The 20444-nt window shown below is 63.9% G+C and carries 22 protein-coding genes; 12 read left to right on the top strand and 10 right to left on the bottom strand.

The window, feature by feature from the left end; all coding sequences use genetic code 11:
- Position 1 precedes the first annotated feature (1 nt).
- The 4 genes from OE856_RS09935 (at position 2) to OE856_RS09920 (ending at position 2210) form a co-directional block, all read left to right on the top strand.
- Entirely contained in the window at positions 2–757 is a 756-nt protein-coding gene (locus tag OE856_RS09935) for a F0F1 ATP synthase subunit A (protein ID WP_263715936.1), read from the top strand.
- Between the two features lie 48 nt (positions 758–805).
- The gene (locus OE856_RS09930) at positions 806–1030 is read left to right on the top strand and encodes a F0F1 ATP synthase subunit C (protein WP_035251977.1); all 225 of its coding nucleotides are present in this window, start codon (positions 806–808) and stop codon (positions 1028–1030) included.
- Between the two features lie 78 nt (positions 1031–1108).
- On the top strand, positions 1109–1651 hold the full coding sequence (locus OE856_RS09925) for a F0F1 ATP synthase subunit B' (RefSeq protein ID WP_263715935.1): 543 nt from the start codon (positions 1109–1111) through the stop codon (positions 1649–1651).
- A 4-nt stretch (positions 1652–1655) separates the two neighbouring features.
- A complete protein-coding gene (locus tag OE856_RS09920) occupies positions 1656–2210 on the top strand; it encodes a F0F1 ATP synthase subunit B (RefSeq protein ID WP_263715934.1) in 555 nt (184 codons plus the stop codon).
- A 67-nt stretch (positions 2211–2277) separates the two neighbouring features.
- On the opposite strand, the gene OE856_RS09915 is transcribed toward OE856_RS09920, so the two are convergent.
- The 3 genes from OE856_RS09915 to OE856_RS09905 form a co-directional block, all read right to left on the bottom strand.
- Positions 2278–3048, bottom strand: a complete 771-nt coding sequence (locus OE856_RS09915; RefSeq protein WP_263715933.1) for a FadR/GntR family transcriptional regulator — start codon at positions 3046–3048, stop codon at positions 2278–2280.
- A gap of 90 nt (positions 3049–3138) precedes the next feature.
- Entirely contained in the window at positions 3139–3801 is a 663-nt protein-coding gene (locus tag OE856_RS09910; RefSeq protein WP_263715932.1) for an OmpA family protein, read from the bottom strand.
- 101 nt (positions 3802–3902) lie between these two features.
- A complete protein-coding gene (locus OE856_RS09905) occupies positions 3903–4742 on the bottom strand; it encodes a bifunctional helix-turn-helix domain-containing protein/methylated-DNA--[protein]-cysteine S-methyltransferase (protein WP_263715931.1) in 840 nt (279 codons plus the stop codon).
- Positions 4743–4863: 121 nt separating this feature from the next.
- Here OE856_RS09905 and OE856_RS09900 point away from each other — a divergent pair, with 121 nt between their 5' ends.
- The 4 genes from OE856_RS09900 to OE856_RS09885 are packed head-to-tail and all read left to right on the top strand — an operon-like array spanning position 4864 to position 7638.
- A complete protein-coding gene (locus OE856_RS09900) occupies positions 4864–5313 on the top strand; it encodes a MarR family winged helix-turn-helix transcriptional regulator (protein ID WP_263715930.1) in 450 nt (149 codons plus the stop codon).
- Between the two features lies 1 nt (position 5314).
- Positions 5315–5959, top strand: coding sequence for a cysteine hydrolase (locus OE856_RS09895; protein WP_263715928.1), 645 nt, complete (start codon positions 5315–5317; stop codon positions 5957–5959).
- Between the two features lie 51 nt (positions 5960–6010).
- The gene (nth, locus tag OE856_RS09890; RefSeq protein WP_263715927.1) at positions 6011–6655 is read left to right on the top strand and encodes an endonuclease III; all 645 of its coding nucleotides are present in this window, start codon (positions 6011–6013) and stop codon (positions 6653–6655) included.
- Positions 6652–7638, top strand: coding sequence for an adenosine kinase (locus OE856_RS09885; protein WP_263715926.1), 987 nt, complete (start codon positions 6652–6654; stop codon positions 7636–7638). Before nth ends, OE856_RS09885 begins: the two co-directional genes overlap by 4 nt.
- 299 nt (positions 7639–7937) lie before the next feature.
- On the opposite strand, the gene OE856_RS09880 is transcribed toward OE856_RS09885, so the two are convergent.
- Positions 7938–8756: a sulfotransferase family protein gene (locus OE856_RS09880; protein ID WP_263715925.1), complete on the bottom strand. Its 819-nt coding sequence runs from the start codon at positions 8754–8756 to the stop codon at positions 7938–7940.
- Between the two features lie 128 nt (positions 8757–8884).
- Here OE856_RS09880 and OE856_RS09875 point away from each other — a divergent pair, with 128 nt between their 5' ends.
- Together OE856_RS09875 and OE856_RS09870 are read left to right on the top strand one after the other, a co-directional pair.
- Complete coding sequence (locus tag OE856_RS09875) at positions 8885–10459, top strand: beta-1,6-N-acetylglucosaminyltransferase (protein ID WP_263715924.1); 1575 nt, start codon at positions 8885–8887, stop codon at positions 10457–10459.
- Positions 10460–10470: 11 nt separating this feature from the next.
- Positions 10471–10854 carry an HIT domain-containing protein gene (locus tag OE856_RS09870; RefSeq protein ID WP_263715923.1) on the top strand — a complete coding sequence of 128 codons (384 nt, stop codon included), beginning with the start codon at positions 10471–10473 and terminating at the stop codon, positions 10852–10854.
- Here the strand turns inward: OE856_RS09870 and OE856_RS09865 are convergent.
- Entirely contained in the window at positions 10851–11798 is a 948-nt protein-coding gene (locus OE856_RS09865; RefSeq protein ID WP_263715922.1) for an ABC transporter ATP-binding protein, read from the bottom strand. The genes OE856_RS09870 and OE856_RS09865 overlap by 4 nt on opposite strands.
- Positions 11799–11897: 99 nt before the next feature.
- On the opposite strand from OE856_RS09865, the gene OE856_RS09860 reads away from it, so the two are divergent.
- Positions 11898–12080 (top strand): zinc-finger domain-containing protein, encoded by a 183-nt coding sequence (locus tag OE856_RS09860; protein ID WP_263715921.1) that lies wholly within the window; start codon positions 11898–11900, stop codon positions 12078–12080.
- A 75-nt stretch (positions 12081–12155) separates the two neighbouring features.
- Entirely contained in the window at positions 12156–14960 is a 2805-nt protein-coding gene (gene polA, locus OE856_RS09855) for a DNA polymerase I (RefSeq protein ID WP_263715920.1), read from the top strand.
- Between the two features lie 51 nt (positions 14961–15011).
- Here the strand turns inward: polA and OE856_RS09850 are convergent, their stop codons facing one another.
- The 5 genes from OE856_RS09850 to OE856_RS09830 all read right to left on the bottom strand — a co-directional run bounded on the left by OE856_RS09850 (position 15012) and on the right by OE856_RS09830 (position 20388).
- Complete coding sequence (locus OE856_RS09850; protein ID WP_263715919.1) at positions 15012–15473, bottom strand: Hsp20 family protein; 462 nt, start codon at positions 15471–15473, stop codon at positions 15012–15014.
- Between the two features lie 124 nt (positions 15474–15597).
- Positions 15598–16422, bottom strand: coding sequence for a trypsin-like serine peptidase (locus OE856_RS09845; protein WP_263715918.1), 825 nt, complete (start codon positions 16420–16422; stop codon positions 15598–15600).
- A gap of 51 nt (positions 16423–16473) precedes the next feature.
- Entirely contained in the window at positions 16474–17769 is a 1296-nt protein-coding gene (gene glcF, locus OE856_RS09840; RefSeq protein ID WP_263715917.1) for a glycolate oxidase subunit GlcF, read from the bottom strand.
- On the bottom strand, positions 17769–18890 hold the full coding sequence (locus OE856_RS09835) for an FAD-binding protein (protein ID WP_263715916.1): 1122 nt from the start codon (positions 18888–18890) through the stop codon (positions 17769–17771). The genes glcF and OE856_RS09835 overlap by 1 nt, the downstream gene beginning before the upstream one ends.
- Before the next feature lie 67 nt (positions 18891–18957).
- On the bottom strand, positions 18958–20388 hold the full coding sequence (locus OE856_RS09830; protein WP_263715915.1) for an FAD-linked oxidase C-terminal domain-containing protein: 1431 nt from the start codon (positions 20386–20388) through the stop codon (positions 18958–18960).
- Positions 20389–20444: the final 56 nt, after the last annotated feature.

Here is a 20444-nt window from a genome sequence, read left to right as displayed (position 1 = left end):
CGTGGCAAGCGAAGCACATGGCGAAAGCGCGGGTCTGACTTTCCACCCGATGGATCAGTTCATCGTCAAGCCGCTGTTCGGTGGCGATACGATCAACTGGTATACCCCCACCAACGTGACGCTGTGGATGGGTCTGACCATCGTGGTGATCTTCCTGCTGCTGGTGGTTGGCACCCGCGGCCGCGCCGTGATCCCCAGCCGCATCCAGTCGGTGGCCGAGCTTGCCTACGGCTTTGTCTACCAGATGGTCGAGGACGTGGCCGGCAAGGACGCGATCAAGTTCTTCCCCTACATCATGACCCTGTTCATGTTCATCGTCTTCGCCAACTTCCTGGGCCTGTTGCCCATGTCGTTCACCACCACGTCGCATTTCGCCGTGACCGTGGTGCTGGCGCTGGCCGTGTTCATCACCGTGACCGTCGTTGGCTTTGTCAAGAACGGCACCAAGTTCCTGGGCCTGTTCTGGGTCTCGTCGGCGCCGCTGGCGCTGCGCCCGATCCTGGCGATCATCGAACTGATTTCGTACTTTGTGCGCCCCGTCAGCCACTTCATTCGTCTTGCCGGCAACATCATGGCCGGCCACGCGGTGATCAAGGTGTTCGCTGGCTTTGCGCAGATCACCGCAGTGGCCCCGCTGGCCGTGCTGGCGATCACCGCAATGTATGGCCTTGAGGTCCTGGTGGCCTTTATCCAGGCCTACGTGTTTACCATTCTGACCTGCGTGTATCTCAAGGACGCTCTGCATCCGTCGCACTAAGGTTCACTACAGAATATCCAACTTCCAAAAATCGTAAGGAGATATCAAATGGAAGGCGATCTCGCACACATCGGCGCTGGCCTGGCTGCAATCGGTTCTGGCGCTGCTGCCATCGGTGTTGGCAACGTGGCCGGCAACTTCCTGTCGGGCGCCCTGCGCAACCCGTCGGCTGCTGGTGGTCAAACCGCGACCCTGTTCATCGGTATCGCGTTCGCGGAAGCCCTGGGGATCTTCTCGTTCCTCGTCGCGCTTCTGCTGATGTTCGCCGTCTAATCCTACGAACCGATCCTTACGGCCGGATGGGTCTGATACAGATCCATCCGGTGTAAACTTGGGTTCCTGGAGGACGACATGGCAAACACAGCGAACGAAGCGGCTCACGGCGCGGCTGCGGCAGCAGAATCTGCCGGCATGCCGCAGCTGGATTTTTCGACCTACCCGAACCAGGTGTTCTGGCTGGTCGTCACCATCGTGGTGATCTACCTGATCCTGTCGCGCATCGCGCTGCCCCGGATCGGGTCGGTTCTGGCCGAGCGTCAGGGCACCATCACCAACGATATCGCGGCTGCCGAAGAGCTGAAGCTGAAGGCGCAGGAAGCGGAAGGGGCCTATAACCAGGCGCTCGCCGATGCCCGTGTCGAAGCACAGAAAATTATTGCCGAGGCCAAGGCCGAAATCCAGGCTGACCTGGATGCCGCCACCGCCGAGGCTGATGCGCAGATTGCTGCCAAATCGGCTGAATCGCAAAAGCGTATCGACGAGATCCGCGCCGGCGCGCTGGAAAGCGTGACCGAGGTGGCCAAGGATACCGCCAAGGAAATCGTTGCGGCACTGGGCCAGTCGGCCGATGCCCGCACCGTGACCGCCGCGGTCAATGCACGGCTGAAAGGGTAAGACGATGAAGAAACTCACCGCTCTGTTCGCCCTGACCGCCAGCCCCGCACTGGCCGCATCCGGCCCGTTCTTCTCGCTGCAGAACACCAACTTTGTTGTGCTGCTGGCCTTCATCCTGTTCATCGTCGTGCTGGCCTATTTCAAGGTTCCCGGCATGCTGGGCGGGATGCTGGACAAGCGTGCCGAAGGCATTCGGGACGAGCTGGAAAAAGCCAAGGCCCTTCGCGAAGAGGCGCAGACCATCCTGGCTTCCTACGAGCGCAAGCAGCAGGAAGTGAAGGACCAGTCGGCCCGTATCGTCGAACACGCCAAGGAAGAGGCTCAGAACGCGGCCAAGCAGGCCAAAGCTGACCTCGAGGCCTCGATCGCCCGCCGCCTTCAGGCTGCGCAAGATCAGATCGCCTCGGCCGAAGCTGGCGCCGTGCGCCAGGTGCGTGATCGCGCCATCAGCGTGGCCATCGCCGCTGCTGCCGACGTGATCAGCAAGAAGATGGACGCCGCCAGCGGCAACGCGCTGATCGACGACGCCATCAAGCAGGTCGAAGCCAAACTGCACTGATCCGGCAACCCGCCGTTTACAGATACGAAAAACCCGGCCCTAGCGGCCGGGTTTTTTGTTCGCAGGCTCAACCCCGCCCTTGTTCGTGCTCCAGCCGCCGGCGGGCGATCTGTTCGTGGCGCTCGGATGCCTGCTGGTCGCTCAGCGCGCGGTGGACGTAATCCATATGGGCCACCACGGCGGCGCGGGCGGCCTCGGGGTTGCGGGCCTGTAGCGCGTCGTTGATGGCGCGGTGCTGGTCCAGCAGGGCGCTGCGGGTGGTGCGCTGTTTGAACATGACCCGGCGGTTATAGAACACGCCCTCGCGCAGCAGCTCGAACATCGACCGCATCATGTGCAGCATGATCACGTTGTGGCTGGCCTCGATGATCGACATGTGGAACTCGGCATCCAGGCGGGCCTCGTCATCGGGGTTACGCTTGCTGTGGGCGGCCTCCATCTTGTGAAAGATGGTATCGATCACCTTGAGATCGGTGTCGGATGCCAGTCGCGCCGCGCGCTCGGCGGCCAGGCCCTCCATATCGCGGCGAAAGTCGATATAGTCGAACACCGCCTCGTCATGATCGGCAAAGAGCCGGATCAGAGCCGGCGAAAAGGCCGAGCCCAGAACCTCGGCCACGAAGATGCCGGCCCCGGCGCGGCTGACCAGCAGACCACGATCCTGCAACTCGGCCACGGCCTCGCGCAGAGAGGGGCGCGACACGCCCAGCTTGTCGGAAAGTTCGCGCTCGGACGGCAAACGCTCGCCGGGGCGCAGAATGCCGCGCAGGATCAGCTGTTCGATCTGGCCCTGCACGGCCTGAGACAGTTTCTCGGCCTGGATCTTTTCGAATGGCATGGATGGCCTCCCTGATTGGTAAGACCATATGACCACGCACCCGGCCGGGCAACCGGAATTGGCCGGGGCCGCGGGGCCCCGGCCGGTTGATCAGGTGTTGGGGGTGATGATGATTTCCACCCGGCGGTTCTGCGCCCGGCCTTCGGGCGTCAGGTTCGAGGCCACGGGGCGGTCTTCGCCCATGCCATAGGCCACGATCCGGCGGCTGGGCACGCCACCCTCTTGCAGCACCGAGGCAACCGCCGCCGCGCGGCGGGTCGAGAGCTGTTGGTTATAGGCTGCGCTGCCGGTGTTGTCGGTATGGCCGACGACCTCGACGGTGGTGCCGGGATAGTCGAGCAGGCTGTCGGACAGGGTGTAAAGGTCGGACCGCATGCGCGGGCTGACGGTGGCGCTGTCGATGTCGAACAGGATGCCTTCGGGCATGGTCACGATCAATTCGTCGCCGGTGTTGACGATGCGGATCTGATCGTTCTGCAGATTGGCTTCCAGCTCGGCGGCCTGCTTGTCGAGGTTGCTGCCGATGGCGGCCCCGGCGGCAGCGCCGACGATACCACCGATCACCGCACCCTTGCGGCGCGACTTGGCGTCGTCACCGATCAGGATACCGGCCATGGCCCCCGAGATAGCCCCCACGGCGGCACCTTCCTTGGTGCGCTGGTTGGGGTCATTGCTGGGGGTGTTGATGTCGGTACAGGCGGTCAAGGCCACAGCGCCCGCAACCAGAACCATCGGAAATTTCACACGAATCATGATGTCCTCATTCATTTCGTCCCAAGCGGGATATGCCCCGAATATAGGGTGATATGCGATAACATCGACCGTTTCCCGCCCATCCAGCGGGTTCTTGCGCATCAGGCCTCGCGACGGGCGGCCTCCCAGGCCAGAATGGCGCGCTTGACGGGTAGGCCCCAGTGATAGCCGCCCAGGCCCCCCGATTTGCGCAAGGCCCGGTGGCAGGGGATGAGATAGCTGATCGGGTTGCGCCCCACGGCCGTGCCAACGGCCCGCACGGCCCGCGGATTGCCGATGGATTGCGCGATTTCCGAATAGGTGGTCACTTGGCCCGTGGGCACGCTCAGCAGGGCCTCCCACACCTTGATCTGAAAGGGCGCGCCGATCAGCGCTAGCCGGGTTTCACCCTTTTGCGCGAATGCCGCCTCGACATCGGCGCGCAGGGCGTCAGGGGCCTCGGTGAACCGCGCCTTGGGCCAGCGCCCCGCCAGATCGTCGAAACAGACCTCGCGCCCCATCTGATCGGCAAAGCCCATGCCGCAGATGCCGCGTTCGGTACCCATCACCAGAACCTCGCCAAAGGGGCTGTCGAACCACCCGTAAGAGATCTGCAACCCCTCGCCGCCCGAGGCATAGGTGCCGGGGCTCATAGCCTCCCACCGCAGGAACAGATCATGCAGCCGCCCGCTGCCCGAAAGGCCCGCGTGATGCGCGGCCTCGAGCGTTGTGAAACGCTCGCGCAGCAGGGTCTTGGCATGATCCAGCGCCAGGTATTGCTGATACCGCTTGGGCGACACGCCGACCCATTTGCTGAAGGTGCGCTGGAAATGCGCGGGGCTCATGCCCATCTGGGCGGCCAGATCTTCCAGCGACAAGGCGCTGTCGCCCGCGTCGATCAATTCGATCGCTCGGCGGATGACGCCATAGTGATAGCCCTCTTCCGTGGTCTGAACGTTCATGTGGCACCTCTTTGTCTGAACTGGAGAGTAGCGCGCGGGCGCTGTTATCGCGACCCGGAACCTGTGCAAATATTTGTCAACTTAGTTGACAAATCAGCAGAACTCGCCGAGTACTGCGCGCATGATACATGAAACCGATCAGCTTTATCAGGCGGTGCAGGCCACGCGGCCGCTCTTGCGCAACATCACGGCGGCGGTTGAGCGGGGGAGTTTGCGCGAGGGCGTAACCGTCGGGCAGCGCGCCATCCTTGAAGGTTTGTCGCTGACCCCCGGCGCCACGGCGCCACAACTAGGCGCCGCGTTGCAAATGAAACGGCAATATGTCTCGCGCATTCTGCAAGAAGTACAACGCGCCGGGCTGATCGAGCGGCGGGCCAATCCTGAACACGCGCGGTCGTACCGCTATTGGCTGACCTCGAAAGGCGAGGCCATCATAGCTGCGATCCGGGCGGATGAGATGGCCAAGCTAGCCCGGTTTTCACAAGATTTCTCGCCCGCCGAGCTTGCCGCCTATCACAAGGTGCAGCTTGCCCTGACCCGGTTCTTTGCGGTTTTGGCCAAGGAGGTTTGACATGTCCGTTCTCTGGATTATCGCGGCTGGGCTGGTGGTTGCTGTTCTCTATGTCCTGCTGGAGATCCGCAAGATCGGCACTCCAACCAACGGTCCGGTGATCGACCGGGCCGCGCGCCCCGGAATCGCGCTGGTGGTGATCGACATGCAGAGCGATTTCACCTCCCTGCCGGTGTGGGAGGCTGAGCAGCTGGACACCGCGATGAAGAGCGTTGGAGCGGCGGTGGATGCGGCGCGCCTGGCCGGGATGCCGGTGATCGCGGTACGGCAGGTGTACAAGGCCGGGCTGGCCCGACTGTTGAACGGCTGGTTCAATCAGGGGCGTGGCAACGCGGGGTCGGCAGGTATCGGGCTGGACTCGCGCCTGGGCCTGCTGCCCGATATCGAGGTCGAGAAATCCATGGGCGATGCGTTTTCCGAACCCGCGTTGGAGCGATACCTGGAGGAAAACCGGATCGGCACACTGATCCTGACGGGCTTGGATGGCTGTCACTGCGTCAAGAACACCGCGTATGGCGCGCTGAACCGGGGCTATGCGGTGCGGATCGACCCGAAGGCGGTGCTGGCGGCCGATGGCGCCGGATGGTCGAAGGTACAGCAGAACCTGACGGCAGCCGGGGCGGAAATGAACGCGACAGTGGCCTAGGCGTTGCCTTTTCAATTGCGGGGGATTGTCTGTCAGGGCATTAACGCCCGGATGGCAAAGCAACTCGATTATCACACGATCCACCGGATCTTTACCCGCTTTCAAGAGCAAGACCCCGAACCCAAGGGCGAGCTTGAGCATGTGAATGCCTATACGCTGGTCGTGGCCGTGGCCCTGTCGGCGCAGGCCACCGATGTGGGCGTGAACAAGGCCACGCGCGATCTGTTCAAGATCGCCGACACCCCGCAAAAGATGCTGGACCTGGGCGAAGACGGGTTGATCGAGCATATCAAGACCATCGGCCTTTTCCGTCAAAAGGCCAAGAACGTGATCAAGCTGAGCCAGATCCTGGTCGATGACTATGGCGGAGAGGTGCCCAGCTCGCGCGCGGCGCTGCAATCGCTGCCCGGCGTGGGGCGCAAGACCGCGAACGTGGTGCTGAACATGTGGTTCCATTACCCCGCCCAGGCCGTCGACACCCATATCTTTCGCGTCGGCAACCGCACCGGCATCGCCACGGGAAAAACCGTCGACGCGGTTGAGCGCGCCATCGAAGACAACATCCCCGCCGAGTTCCAGCAGCACGCCCATCACTGGCTGATCCTGCACGGCCGCTATACCTGCAAGGCCCGCAAGCCGATGTGCGGCAACTGCCTGATCCGCGATCTCTGCCCCTTTGAGGAGAAAACCCTGTGACCAAAACCTATCAGGTGGTCGGCATCGGAAATGCCGTCGTCGATGTGCTGACCCAGGCCGATGACAGCTTTCTCGACCTCATGGGCATTCAGAAAGGCATCATGCAGCTGGTCGAACGCAAGCGGGGCGAGATGCTCTATGCCGCCATGCGCGAACGCACCCAGGCGCCGGGCGGATCGGTCGCCAATACGCTGGCGGGGCTGGGCAATCTCGGCCTGAAAACCGCCTTTATCGGCCGAGTGCGCGATGACGCGCTTGGCCAGTTCTATGCCCAACAGATGCAGGCCGGCGGCACCGCCTTCGTCAACGCCCCCGTCGCTGGGGGAGAGCTTCCCACCTCGCGCTCGATGATCTTTGTGTCGCCTGACGGCGAGCGGTCGATGAACACCTACCTGGGCATCTCGGCTGAACTGGGCCCCGAAGACGTATCGGATGATGTGGCAGGCGAGGCCGAGATCCTTTTCCTCGAAGGCTATCTTTACGACAAACCCAAGGGCAAAGAGGCCTTCACCAGCGCCGCCCGCAAATGCCGCGCCGCCGGCGGCAAGGCCGGCATTGCCCTCTCAGACCCGTTCTGCGTCAACCGGCACCGCGACGACTTCCGCCGCCTCGTGCGCGAACTTGATTTCGTGATCGGCAACGAACACGAATGGGAAGCCCTCTACGAGACCGACCTCAGCGCCGCCCTCGAACAGGCCGCACGCGAAGCCGGAACCGTGGTCTGCACCCGTTCGGGCCACGACGTGGTGCTGGTGCGCGGCGAGGAAGAGGCGATCGTGCCTGTCACCCGTATCGTACCCGTGGACGCCACCGGCGCAGGCGACCAGTTCGCGGCGGGTTTTCTCTACGGCTACGCCACCGGGCAAAGCCTTGAAACCAGCGGCCGCATGGGCTGCGTCGCCGCGGCCGAGGTCATCAGCCACTTCGGCGCCCGCCCCGACGCCGACCTCAAGACCCTGTTCCGCCAGCACGGCCTGATCTAAGAGGCCTCCCGCCCCCGACCCGCGCGGCTGCGCCGCTTGCTCGGCGTTGGGCCGGGCGCGCTTCGCGCGCAACTTTGGGCCTCCGGCGGGGATATTTTCGCAAAGAAGAAATGAAATGCGCCCCGGCCAATCTGGCACGGGGCGCGACTTCTCCTTCGGCGGTCATCGGCGTCCCCGCCTGTACCGCTAGGCCATCAAGCCCGATTCTGGTTTCTTCTTCGTTAAAATATCCACGGGGGTGAATTGGCCGTCAGGCCAAGAGGGGGCAGACAGCCCCCTTTGCCCGCCCGCCGCAGGCGCTATTCGCCCAGCTTGGCGTGTATCTCGTCCAGGTCGATCTCGCCTGTGGGCATCTTGTTGCCCGGGTTTTCAAAGTCGTATTTGAACAGGTTGAAATCGCGTTTGTAGATTTCATAGACCAGATGCATCGACAGGTCGTCGAAGTAGTCCTCGACAGGATGGGCGCGTTTGGGGCCGTGTCCCTCGGATTCGTTGAAGCGCGGGATGTCGGGCAGGCTGATCGGGTGGGCCGTTTCGACGGCGTCCAGCACCGTTTGCATGCCCTCATCGAACTTTTCGGTGTAGAAGATGTGATCGTAGCGGCCGCCATTCACGATGAAGGTCGAGACATGGCCCGACATGGCCGACCAGTGGATGTCGGGATCCATAGGGCGTTTCCAGCGGATGGTGTCGCGGGCGAACAGCAGAAACCGGCGAAAGCTTTCGATCTGGTCGAACTCGAACCCGGTTTCGGGGTCGCCGACCTGAACGCCATAGCGTTGCACCAGCAGCGGCACCATGTTTCCACGATAGCGTTTTCCGTTGCGCTGGATGCCGCAGATCTTATCAAAAAACGAGCTGAGGATACGCGTGTAGGGGTTGCGCACGCAGGTGAAGGCGTAGGATTTATGCGCCTTCACATTGGCCGCGATCGGGGCCTGGCTGTCTTCGCGCGCCCATTTGTGCAGCCCGTCGGTCGCATCATGGATATCGCCGTCAAAGAACCGCCCGTGATCCGAGTAATACATGATCTGGCCGATGGTCGAGCAGGCGCATTTGGGCACCACGCGGTAGACCATGCTTTCGCTTTCCGTCATCCAGGTGCCGGGAAACCCCATCTTGTCTGCCTCCGTGCATGCATCTTATGCTGCTTGTGCTTGTATCAGGAAAAAAGCAAAGAAAACCTGTTTATTCAACTGGGGTTCACGCTATCAAGGCAGGTGTGCCCTGGCAGGTTGACGAGCAGATGGCAAAGATCGCCTACATATTGCTGTGCCACAAGGACCCGGCTGCGATCATTCAGCAGGCCCGGCGCCTGACGGCTGTGGGCGATTACATCTCGATTCATTTCGATGCCAGCGTCGGCGCGGCAGATTTCGACCAGATCCGCGAGGCGCTGGCCGACAATCCGAACGTGGTTTTTGCCAAGCGCATCAAATGCGGCTGGGGAGAGTGGTCTCTGGTTCAGGCCACGCTGAACGCGGTCGAGGCGGCCGAGGCGGAATTTCCGCGCGCCACGCATTTCTACATGCTGTCGGGTGATTGCATGCCGATCAAGCCGGCCGAATACGCGCATCGCTTTCTGGATGCCTCGGATGCCGATTACATCGAAAGCGTCGATTTCTTTGGCTCTGACTGGATCAAGACCGGCATCAAGGATGAACGCCTGATCTATCGCCATTACTTCAACGAACGCACCCGCAAGGCGCTGTTCTACAAGTCGATGGAATGGCAGAAAAAGCTGGGCCTCGCGCGCAAGATCCCGGCCGATTTGCAGATCATGATCGGCAGCCAGTGGTGGTGCCTGCGCCGCCGCACCATCGAGGCGCTGCTGGAGTTCTGTCGCAAGCGCCGCGATGTGATCCGGTTTTTCCGCACCACCTGGATTCCGGATGAAACCTTTTTCCAGACCCTGGTGCGCCACCTGGTGCCCGAGGCTCAGTTGGAAAGCCGCACGCTGACCTTTCTGATCTTTTCCGATTACGGCATGCCGGTGAACTTCTACAACGATCACTATGACATGCTGCTGAGCCAGGATTTCCTGTTCGCGCGCAAGATCTCGCCCGAGGCGGACGAGCTGAAAACCCGGTTGGGGCGGCTTTACGCGGCGCAGGGCGCGGATGTGAAGATCTCGAACGAGGGTCGGCGGCTTTATCATTTCGTGGCTGGTCGCGGGCGCGAGGGTCGGCGGTTCGCCCCCCGTTTCTGGGAGACCGAGGCCAGCCTGGGCCGCGACCGCGAGCTGATGATCATTTCGTGCAAGAAATGGCACGTGGCCAAGCGGTTGCTGCATCGCGCCCAGCAGGAAAGCAACCTGCCCGGCGTCGAGTACCTGTTCAACGAGGAAGCCACGCCCTTGCCCGATCTGGGCGGCATTCAGTCGACCCTTGAAAAACGCACCCGCCACCGCCGGGCGCTGTTGCGGATGCTGTTCGACTATTACGAAACCGATCGCCTGATGATCTGTATCGACCCCAGCAATGTCGATCTGATGCAGGATTTCTACGCCGACCGTTGCACGACCAAGCTGCTGGAAATTCAGACCGACATCACCGATGACTACCTGATCGGGCACGCGCATCGGGTCGGGCTGGCCGATGACAACACGCCGCCCGATACGCTGGCGCGGTTGCTGCCGACCATCCGCTATGACGTGACCTTTGAAAGCGAGCGCCTGCGGGATGCGGATTTCCCGCATTTCCACCGCATCCGCGAAACCCAGACAGCCGACGAAAACGCCGCGCCGCTGGCCGAGTTCCTGTCGGTGCCCTATGAAAAAGCCCGCGCCATCGCGGCGACCGAATATCTCTATGTCGATTGAGGACTGACCCCATGGCCTATGCCTATGACCCGGAAAACATCTTTGCCAAGATTCTGCGCGGCGAGATCCCGAACAACACCGTTCTGGAAACCGAGCACTGCCTTGCCTTTCGCGATATCGCGCCGCAGGCCCCCGATCATGTGCTGGTGATCCCGCGCGGACCGTATGTGAATTACGACCATTTCGCGCAACAGGCGTCCGACGCCGAGATCGTCGATTTCACCCGCACCATCGGCAAGATCTGCGCCATGCTGGGCATCCAGCCGGGCGAGGGCGGCAATGGCTACCGCGTGGTCGCCAATTCGGGCGAGGACGCTATTCAAGAGGTACAGCACCTGCACGTGCATATCCTTGCCGGGCGTAACCTGGGCCGGATGCTGCCGAAGTTCGACTAATCGGCACGGGCCGCGCTGCGGGTCAGCTCCAGGAAGACGTCTTCCAGGTGCGGCTCGCGCGTGGCGACGTCGCGCGGGGTGACGCCGGCCTGAGCCAGCGCGCCCAGGATGTCGCCGGCCGCGATTCTGCCCCGGTTATAGTCCAGCTCCAGCGCGCCATCGGCGCGGCGGTTCAGGTGCACCCCCTCGGGCAGGGCGATTGCGTCAGGCGCCGGGGCCTCGGGCATCACCACCAGCGTCTTGGCATCCATCTGCCCGAGCAGATTCGCCGTGGTATCGCGCGCGATCAGGCTGCCGTGGTTGATGATGGCGATCTCGTCGCACATCTCTTCGGCCTCTTGCAGGTAATGCGTGGTCAGGATGATCGTCATCCCGCGCTCGCGGTTCAGGCGGCGCACGTTCGACCACAGCATCTGGCGCAGCTCGATATCGACGCCGGCGGTGGGTTCGTCCAGCACCAGGATCTGCGGGTGATGCACCAGCGCCTTGCCCAACAGCAGCCGCCGCTTCATGCCGCCCGACAACGACCGCGCATAGGCATGGGCCTTGTCGGTCAGGCCGATCAGGTCGAGAATCTCGTCGGTCTTGCGCGCCGATTTCGGCACGCCGTAAAGGCCCGCCTGCACCTCAAGCGACCCGCGCGGGGTAAAGAACGGGTCCATGTTCAGCTCTTGCGGCATCACCCCGATGGCGGCGCGCGACTGGCGCGGGTTCACGTCCTGATCGAACCCCCAGATTCGCACCTTGCCCGCGGTTTTCGTCACCAGACCGGCCAAGATATTGATCAGCGTCGATTTTCCCGCCCCGTTGGGGCCCAGCAGGCCGAAAATCGACCCGGTGGAAATGTTCAGATCAATGCCTTTCAGCGCCTCTTTGGGCGGTTGCCCGGCCCCGGCGGCATAGGTCTTGCACAGACCTTCGATCTCGATCGCGTTTTCACCCATGATACACATCCTTCCGGCCTTGCCCGCGCCCGTTGTTTCGCTATCATGCCCGGTGACTTATGACGACCCTGCCGCTACGGCAAGAAACGGAGCCCGCCCATGACCATTGAAGCCCCCGAAACCGAAGTAGTCAGCCAATGGCGTGTTGCCTGCGACGGGGGCGAAGGCGCCTTGGGCCATCCGCGCGTCTGGCTGACCATCCCGCATGAAACCGGCGAGGTCGAGTGCGGCTATTGCGACAAGAAGTTCGTCCACGATAGCTTTGCCAACAAAGCTGGCTAACCGGCCACTCCATCGCTTTCCGACGGGCGCTCTTCGGCGGCGATGAGCGAAACCCAGGCTGCGCCCAGCGGGGGAATGCGCATGACTTTTGGCAAGGGCTGCCATCTGCATCTGATCGACGGGTCGGCCTTTATCTTTCGGGCCTTCCATGCGCTGCCGCCGCTGACGCGCAAATCCGACGGGCTGCCGATCGGGGCGGTCGCGGGCTTTTGCAACATGATCTGGAAGATGGTCGAGGACAACCGCGGCCCCGACGCCCCCACCCATGTGGCGGTGGTGTTCGACAAGGGCAGCCACACGTTCCGCAACGACCTCTATGACCTCTACAAGGCCAATCGCGATGAGATGCCCGAGGATCTGCGCCCGCAGATGCCGCTGACGCGCGAGGCCACCCGCGCGTTCAACATCGCCTCGCTGGAACAAGAGGGGTTCGAGGCCGACGACATCATCGCCACCCTGTCGCGCCAGGCGCGCGAGGCGGGCGGGCGCGTCACGATCATCAGCTCTGACAAGGATCTGATGCAGCTGATCGGCGGCGGCGTCGAGATGTATGACGCCATGAAGAACAAGCGCATCGGCGTCGAAGAGGTCGAGGAAAAGTTCGGCGTCGGCCCCGACCGGGTGATCGACATACAGGCCCTGGCGGGTGACAGCGTCGACAACATCCCCGGCGCGCCCGGCATCGGGGTGAAAACCGCCGCGCTGCTGATCAACGAATTTGGCGACCTGGAAACCCTGCTGAACCGCGCCGACGAGATCAAGCAACCCAAGCGCCGCCAGACCCTGATCGAGATGCGCGATCAGATCGAGCTGTCGAAGCGGCTGGTGACGCTGGATCAGCACATGACGATGGATGTGGGTCTTGATGACCTCGAGGTGCGAGAGCCTGATGCAGACACGCTGATGAGCTTTCTGGCCGAGATGGAATTCCGCACCCTGACCAAGCGCGTGGCCGACAAGCTGGGCGCCGAGGCGCCGGTGATTGCCGAGAAAGCCGCCGAGGCCAGCGCCGATGCCCCGCCCGCGCCCGAGGCCCGCCCGTTCGATGCCGACGCCTATGAATGCGTCCGCGATGCGGCGGCCTTGCAGGTCTGGATCGACCGCGCCCATGCGCGCGGCTATGTGGCGGTTGATACCGAAACCACCAGCCTGGACGAAATGCAGGCTGAACTGGTGGGCATCTCGCTGTGCGTCGAGGCCGGGCAGGCCTGTTACATCCCGCTGGGCCACAAGGCCGGCGAGGATGACCTGTTCGGCGGCGCGTCCCTCTCTGAGGGGCAGATGCCGCTGGATCAGGCGCTGGCCATGCTGGGGCCGCTCTTGGCCGATCCGGCGGTGCTGAAGATCGGGCAGAACATGAAATACGACGCCAAGATCTTTGCCCGCCACGGCGTCACCGTCACCCCCATCGACGACACGATGCTGATGTCCTACGCGCTTTATTCCGGGCTGCACGGGCATGGCATGGACGCGCTGTCGGAACGCTATCTGTCGCACCAGCCGATCCCGATCAAATCGCTGCTGGGCACGGGAAAATCGGCCATCACCTTTGACCGCGTGCCCATTGACGACGCGGTGAAATACGCCGCCGAAGACGCCGACATCACCCTGCGCCTGTGGCAGATCTTCAAGCCCCGCCTGCATGCCGAGCGCGTGACCACCGTTTACGAGACGCTCGAACGCCCGCTGGTACCCGTGCTGGCCCAGATGGAGATGGCCGGCATCAAGGTTGACCGCGACACGCTAAGCCGGATGTCGAACGCCTTTGCCCAGAAAATGGCCTCGCTCGAGGCCGAGATTCACGAATTGGCGGGCGGGCCGTTCAACGTGCAATCGCCCGCGCAGGTGGGCGAAATCCTGTTCGGCCGGATGGAATTGCCCGGCGGCAAAAAGACCAAGACCGGCCAATGGTCCACCCCCGCCGATGTGCTCGAGGATCTGGCGACCGAACACGACCTGCCCGCGCGGGTGCTGGACTACCGCCAGCTGCAAAAGCTGAAATCGACCTATACCGACGCGCTGCAGGACCACATCAACCCCGAAACGGGCCGCGTGCATACATCCTATGTGCAGACCGGGGCGAATACCGGGCGGCTGGCCTCGACCGATCCGAACCTGCAAAACATCCCCGTCCGCACCGAAGAGGGCCGCCGCATCCGCGAGGCATTCGTGGCCGAGCCGGGCAAGGTGATCCTCAGCCTCGACTACAGCCAGATCGAGCTGCGCATCCTGGCCCATGTGGCGGGCATCGACGCGCTGAAACAGGCGTTCCGCGAGGGCCACGACATTCACGCCATGACCGCGTCTGAAATGTTCGACGTGCCGCTGGATCAGATGACCCCCGACATTCGCCGCCAGGCCAAGGCGATCAATTTCGGGGTGATCTACGGGATTTCCGGCTTTGGCCTGGCGCGCAACCTGCGCATCCCTCGGTCCGAGGCGCAGGGGTTCATCGACCGCTATTTCGAGCGCTTCCCCGGCATCAAGGAATACATGGACGACACGGTGAATTTCGCCAAGGAACATGGGTTCGTGCAAACCCTCTTTGGCCGCAAGATCCACACGCCCGAGATCAACGCCAAGGGCCCCGGCGCGGGTTTCGCGAAACGCGCCGCGATCAACGCGCCCATTCAGGGCACCGCCGCCGATATCATCCGCCGCGCCATGGTGCGCATGCCCGATGCCACTGCCGGCCTGCCCGCCAAGATGCTGTTGCAGGTGCATGACGAATTGCTGTTCGAGGTGGAAACCGGCGCGGTCGATGACACCATCGCCGCCGTGCGCGCCATCATGGAGGGCGCGTCTGAACCGGCGGTCAAGCTGGACGTGCCGCTAACGGTCGACGCGGGGCAGGGCGCCAACTGGGCCGAGGCGCACTGACGCAAAACGCGCGGCCATAGGGCCGCGCGCAAGTTTCAGATCAAAGTCGGATCAGGCCTGGTTTTCGACGGCCTTGGCCTCGACCGTGTCGCCACGGGCGATCTCGATCCGGCGGGGTTTCAGCGCCTCGGGCACCTCGCGCACCAGATCGACATGCAGCATGCCGTCGGCATGGGTGGCGCCGGTGACCTTGACGTGATCGGCCAGCGCAAAGCGGCGCTCGAACGCGCGGGTGGCGATGCCGCGATGCAGATAGGTGCGCTCTGTCTCATCGGGGGCCTTGCGGGCGGCCACGATCAGGTGGCCCTCTTTCACATCGACCGACAGCTCGTCAGCCGAGAACCCGGCGACGGCAACCGAGATGCGATAGCCGTTTTCAGAGGTTTTCTCGATATTATAGGGCGGATAGGTGGGCTGGGCGACCTCGGCGGTCAGAACCCGGTCCATCAGATCGGCCACACGGTCAAAGCCGACGGTGGCACGGTAAAGCGGCGAAAGATCGAAATCTCGCATGTCTCATCCTCCAAGAGCGATGGGTGTTCGGCCCTCCGTGATGGACGGGCCTTCCTGTCACGCGGGCCCGCATCGGGCGCCCGCACCAGTGATTTGGGAACGGATTTCGACGGTTTCAAGCCCCTCAGGGCCGCAGGAATTTCGCCCCGCCACTGTTCAGGCTGCGCGCCTGACCCGACCGCAGCAGAACCGGTTTCGAGGCGGGAAAGATGTTGTCGCCCGCAGCCAGCCGCGATTGCAGCTGCGGCAGGGTCGACCCCAGCGCCACGCCTAGCGACACCGGCTGGCCGTTGACATCGGACATGGCCGACACCACCGACACGATGCGCACCTGGTTGTCGCGGATCTGGAACACCGGCGCGCCGGATGACCCGAAATTGACCGAGCACGACATCATCACCGTGCCCGCGCGCCAGGCCAGCACATGGCAGACCTCTTGCAGCGAAGGCACCTCGGACCGGCCCTTGGCATAAGACACAACGCCGATCTCGTCGCCCTTGCGCGGGCGGTCGGATGTGGCAAAGGGCTGCACATTGGCCAGGGTGATCGGGCGATCAAGCTGCAACAGCGCCAGGTCGAACGACACCCGCGACACCCGGTCGGCATCCAGCGCGTTGAAGCCCGGATGCGCCACACCGGCGCGCACGCCGCGATAGGCCTCGGCCCGGCCATTGCGCCAGCCGGCCAGGAACTGGAAATCCTTCATCGGCAGCAGGGCGCCGGTTTTCTGATCATAAAGGCAATGCGCCGCCGTCAGCACCACGTCGGGCGCGATCATCGCCGCCGTGCAAAACCCGTAATTGCCGATATTCAGCCGCCCCACGCCCAGCCATTCCTTGCTGGCATCGGCGGTTTCCAGTGTCACCAGCTGGGTCTCATCAGCCCAGGCGGGCAGGGCGGGTGCCAGCATCGGCAGCAGGCAGAGCAGGGTGCGAATAAAGCGGCGCATGTGATCTCCGTCAGGCAGGTCTGCCCTGAATAACCGCAGCATGGGGCGGGATTATGACCGAGGCCAGCCCAAACTGTGCGGCGCGGGGCCACCCGTGGCCCAATCCAGCAACTCCACCGTATGCACCACCGGCACATCCGTGCCGGACCCGATCTGCATCATGCAGCCGATATTGCCCGCCGCGATCACGTCGGGCGATTTGGCCTCTAGCGTCGCAACCTTGCGCGCCTTCAACTGGCCCGAGATCTCGGGCTGCATCAGGTTATAAGTGCCGGCCGAGCCACAACACAGATGGCTGTCAGCAGGTTCCACCACCTCGAACCCGGCGCGTTTCAGCAGGGTCTTGGGGTGGGTCTTGATCTGCTGCCCATGTTGCAGCGAACAGGCCGCGTGATAGGCCACGCGCAGCCCCTTTGGCGCGCCCTCGGGCATGTCGAGCCGCATCAACAGCTCGGATATATCCATCGCCATGGCCGACACCGCCGCCGCCCGATCGGCCAGCGGATCGTTGCGAAACATGTGCCCGTAATCCTTGACCGTGGTGCCACAGCCGCTGGTGTTGATGACGATCGCGTCCAGCCCGGTGCCATCCATCTCGGCCCCCCAGGCTTTGATGTTGCGGGCCGCCGCCGCGTGGCTGTCATCGACCTTGCCCATGTGATGGGTCAGCGCCCCGCAACAGCCCATGCCGCGCGCGATCACCACCTCGCAGCCCAACCGGCGCAGCAGGCGGATCGTGGCATCGTTGATACCGGTGTTCAGCGCCTTTTGCGCGCAGCCCGTCATCAGCGCCACCCGCATCTTGCGGATGCCCTGGGCCGGAAACACCTGAGGGTCGTCATTGCGGCTGACCGGCGGGATCTGCCGGGGCGCCATCTCCAGCATCGCGCGCAGCCGTGCATCGGGCATCAGCCGCTTGAACGGCCGCCCGACCTTGGCCCCCAATAGCGCCAGCCGGAACCGCCCCGGATAGGGCAGAACATGCGCCAGAACCCAGCGCAGCGCCCGGTCGCGCCACGGGCGGCGATAGGTCTTTTCGATATGCTCACGCGCGTGGTCGACCAGATGCATGTAATGCACCCCCGACGGGCAGGTCGTCATGCACGCCAGGCACGACAGGCAACGGTCGATATGCTTCACGGTCTTTTCATCCGCCGCCCGCCCGCTCTCCAGCATGTCCTTGATCAGATAAATCCGCCCGCGCGGGCTGTCCAACTCGTCCCCCAGCACCTGATAGGTGGGGCAGGTGGCCGTGCAGAACCCGCAATGCACGCAGGCGCGCAAGATCTGGTTGGCGCGCGCGATACCGGGGTCTTGCAGCCGTTCGGGCGTGAAATTCGTCTGCATCAGCCCATTACCCCCGGGTTCAGAATGCCGCGCGGATCGAACCGCGCCCGCAAGCCCGCGCTTAGCGCCGCAACCGGCGGCGCCTCGGGGTGAAAGCGCGCAATCCGGGCCCGGGTCTCGGCCCCGGCCCGTATCAAAGTCGCATGGCCCGCAATCCCCGCCAGACCGGGCCGAATATCGCGCCCCTCCGCCACCAGCAACCAGACCAGCCCACCGCCCCAGTCATAGACCGCGCGCCGCGGCCCCACGGCTGCAACCACACGCGGCCCGTCCGATGGCTTGACCGATACGCGCCACACATCGCCCGGCAGATCGGCAAAGGCCTGCACGTCGCGCACCCAAGCCCAGCCGGCCGCCACCCGCGCCGGGTCGTCCTCGACCACACTGTCACCAAACCGCGCCAGCAACGCCTGCAACCGCCCGGCGCGATAGGCCACCGAGGCGGCAAACCCCTCAACCCGGATCATCGTCACCGGCGCCCCGTCCAGCCCAACCGGCAGATGCGCCGCGCCCGATACCTCAAAGGGCGACCCCAGCGCCGCCGACAACGCCGCCACGGCATCCGCGTCGCTCAGCCCTTCGATCAGGACACAGGCCGCCACCTCGGGCGCGGGCAACAGCTTGAAGCTCACCTCGCTCAACACCCCCAGCGTGCCATGACTGCCCGCCATCAGCTTGACCAGATCATAGCCGGTGACGTTCTTCATCACCCGCCCGCCATTCTTGATGACATCGCCTCGCCCATCCACGAACCGCACCCCGATCAAACTGTCACGACAGGCGCCCGCCTGTATCCGCCGCGGCCCCGAGGCATTGCTCGCCACCACCCCGCCAATCGTCGGCACGCCGTTGGTGCCCAAAACCGCCCGCATGTCCATCGGCTCGAACGGCAGTCTCTGCCCCTCACCCGCCAACATGGTCTCGACCTCAGCCACCGGCGTGCCCGCCCGAACCACCAGCGTCAGCGCGCCCGGTTCATACAGCTCAACACCACGCAAGCCCGCCACCGACAGCGCCTCGCCGGTGCCAGAAACCCCGCGCGTGCCGCCGCCGCGAATGCAAAGCGGCCCCGCCGCCCCGGCCACCGCCTGGGCCAGCTCGGCCTCTGTCGCAGGTTCCATCATTCTTCTTCGCTCCAATATCCTCGGGGGTGAATTGGCCGCAGGCCAAGAGGGGGCAGACAGCCCCCTAACCCCGCCGCCCCGCGCTGGCCGCCAATGGAAACACCTTGGCCGGGTTCAGCAACCACGCCGGATCGAACACATCCTTGACCCGCATCTGCGCCTCCAGATCGGCGGCGCTGAACTGGCTGGTCATCAACTCGCGCTTTTCCACGCCCACCCCATGCTCGCCGGTCAGGCATCCGCCGACCTCGACACACAGCTTCAAGATCTCGGCCCCGAACGCCTCGCAGCGTTCTAGATCGCCCGGCTTGTTGGCATCGAACAGGATCAGCGGGTGCATATTGCCGTCGCCCGCATGAAACACGTTGCCCACATCCAGCCCGAACTCGGCACTCATCTCGCCGATGCGACGTAGCACCAGCGGCAGCGATGACACCGGGATCGTGCCGTCGAGGCACATGTAATCGTTGATCTGCCCCATGGCGCCAAAGGCCGATTTGCGGCCCAGCCAGATGCGGGCGCTTTCCTCGGGGCCGGTGCTTTCGCGCAGCTCGACCGGGTTGTGTTGCCGCGCGATGCCGGTGATCAGCGCCAGCTGCGCGGCGATCTCGGCCTCGGATCCCTCGACCTCGACGATCAGCAGGGCCTCGCAATCGGGGTATCCGGCGCCGGCAAAGGCCTCGGTCGCGCGGATGCAGGGGCGGTCCATGAATTCGATGGCGACCGGCAGAACCCCGGCGCGGATGATGTCCGACACGCAGGCGCCCGCCACCTCGGAACTGTCGAACCCGATCAGAACCGGCCGCGCACCCTCGGGCTTGCGCAGGATGCGCAGCGTGGCCTCGGTCACGACGCCCAGCTGCCCCTCGGACCCGCAGACGACGCCCAACAGATCCAGACCCCCCGCATCCAGATGCGCGCCGCCCAGCTCGACCACGGTGCCATCCATCAGCACCATGGTCACGCCCATCAGGTTGTTGGTGGTGACGCCGTATTTCAGGCAATGCGCCCCGCCCGAATTCATTGCCACATTGCCCGCGATGGCGCAGGCCAGCTGTGACGACGGGTCGGGGGCATAAAAGAAATCGTCGCTTTCGACCGCGCCCGAGACCGACAGGTTGGTGCGGCCCGACTGAACCCGGATGAACCGGTTCGGCAGATCAATTTCCAAAACATCGTTCAGCCGCGCCACGCCCAGGATCACGCTGTCCTCGGTCGGCATCGCGCCCCCGGCCAGCGAGGTGCCCGATCCGCGCGGCACCACGGGCACGCCCTCGGCATGGCACAGCCGCAGAACGGCGGAAACCTGGGCCGTGTCGGCGGGCAGGACCACGCACAGGGGCGGGCAGCGATAGGCCGTCAGCGCGTCGCATTCATAGGCGCGGGTTTCGGTCGGGTCGTCGATCACCGCGTCGGCGGGCAGGATCTGCCGCAGCCGCGCAACCAGTTGCGCCTTGCGGCCAATCACCGCCGCATCGGGCCGGGGCATCTGCATGGGGTTCCTCCTGAACTGGTCAGAAATTATAACCAGTCAAATCCGATTGCAAAGCG

The organism is Actibacterium sp. XHP0104 (genome assembly GCF_025751515.1).
Classification (GTDB): domain Bacteria; phylum Pseudomonadota; class Alphaproteobacteria; order Rhodobacterales; family Rhodobacteraceae; genus Actibacterium_D.
The sequence above is the reverse complement of the archived record's forward strand: the minus strand, read 5'-3'. Positions and strand labels throughout refer to the sequence as shown.

Excerpts from the sequence above, each read along its gene's own strand:
- OE856_RS09930 (WP_035251977.1), top strand. The coding sequence starts at position 806 with ATGGAAGGCGATCTCGCACACATCGGCGCTGGCCTGGCTGCAATCGGT.
- OE856_RS09925 (WP_263715935.1), top strand. The coding sequence starts at position 1,109 with ATGGCAAACACAGCGAACGAAGCGGCTCACGGCGCGGCTGCGGCAGCA.
- OE856_RS09920 (WP_263715934.1), top strand. The coding sequence starts at position 1,656 with ATGAAGAAACTCACCGCTCTGTTCGCCCTGACCGCCAGCCCCGCACTG.
- OE856_RS09915 (WP_263715933.1), bottom strand. The coding sequence starts at position 3,048 with ATGCCATTCGAAAAGATCCAGGCCGAGAAACTGTCTCAGGCCGTGCAG.
- OE856_RS09910 (WP_263715932.1), bottom strand. The coding sequence starts at position 3,801 with ATGATTCGTGTGAAATTTCCGATGGTTCTGGTTGCGGGCGCTGTGGCC.
- OE856_RS09905 (WP_263715931.1), bottom strand. The coding sequence starts at position 4,742 with ATGAACGTTCAGACCACGGAAGAGGGCTATCACTATGGCGTCATCCGC.
- OE856_RS09900 (WP_263715930.1), top strand. The coding sequence starts at position 4,864 with ATGATACATGAAACCGATCAGCTTTATCAGGCGGTGCAGGCCACGCGG.
- OE856_RS09895 (WP_263715928.1), top strand. The coding sequence starts at position 5,315 with ATGTCCGTTCTCTGGATTATCGCGGCTGGGCTGGTGGTTGCTGTTCTC.
- nth (WP_263715927.1), top strand. The coding sequence starts at position 6,011 with ATGGCAAAGCAACTCGATTATCACACGATCCACCGGATCTTTACCCGC.
- OE856_RS09880 (WP_263715925.1), bottom strand. The coding sequence starts at position 8,756 with ATGGGGTTTCCCGGCACCTGGATGACGGAAAGCGAAAGCATGGTCTAC.
- OE856_RS09875 (WP_263715924.1), top strand. The coding sequence starts at position 8,885 with ATGGCAAAGATCGCCTACATATTGCTGTGCCACAAGGACCCGGCTGCG.
- OE856_RS09870 (WP_263715923.1), top strand. The coding sequence starts at position 10,471 with ATGGCCTATGCCTATGACCCGGAAAACATCTTTGCCAAGATTCTGCGC.
- OE856_RS09865 (WP_263715922.1), bottom strand. The coding sequence starts at position 11,798 with ATGGGTGAAAACGCGATCGAGATCGAAGGTCTGTGCAAGACCTATGCC.
- OE856_RS09860 (WP_263715921.1), top strand. The coding sequence starts at position 11,898 with ATGACCATTGAAGCCCCCGAAACCGAAGTAGTCAGCCAATGGCGTGTT.
- polA (WP_263715920.1), top strand. The coding sequence starts at position 12,156 with ATGCGCATGACTTTTGGCAAGGGCTGCCATCTGCATCTGATCGACGGG.
- OE856_RS09850 (WP_263715919.1), bottom strand. The coding sequence starts at position 15,473 with ATGCGAGATTTCGATCTTTCGCCGCTTTACCGTGCCACCGTCGGCTTT.
- OE856_RS09845 (WP_263715918.1), bottom strand. The coding sequence starts at position 16,422 with ATGCGCCGCTTTATTCGCACCCTGCTCTGCCTGCTGCCGATGCTGGCA.
- glcF (WP_263715917.1), bottom strand. The coding sequence starts at position 17,769 with ATGCAGACGAATTTCACGCCCGAACGGCTGCAAGACCCCGGTATCGCG.
- OE856_RS09835 (WP_263715916.1), bottom strand. The coding sequence starts at position 18,890 with ATGGAACCTGCGACAGAGGCCGAGCTGGCCCAGGCGGTGGCCGGGGCG.
- OE856_RS09830 (WP_263715915.1), bottom strand. The coding sequence starts at position 20,388 with ATGCAGATGCCCCGGCCCGATGCGGCGGTGATTGGCCGCAAGGCGCAA.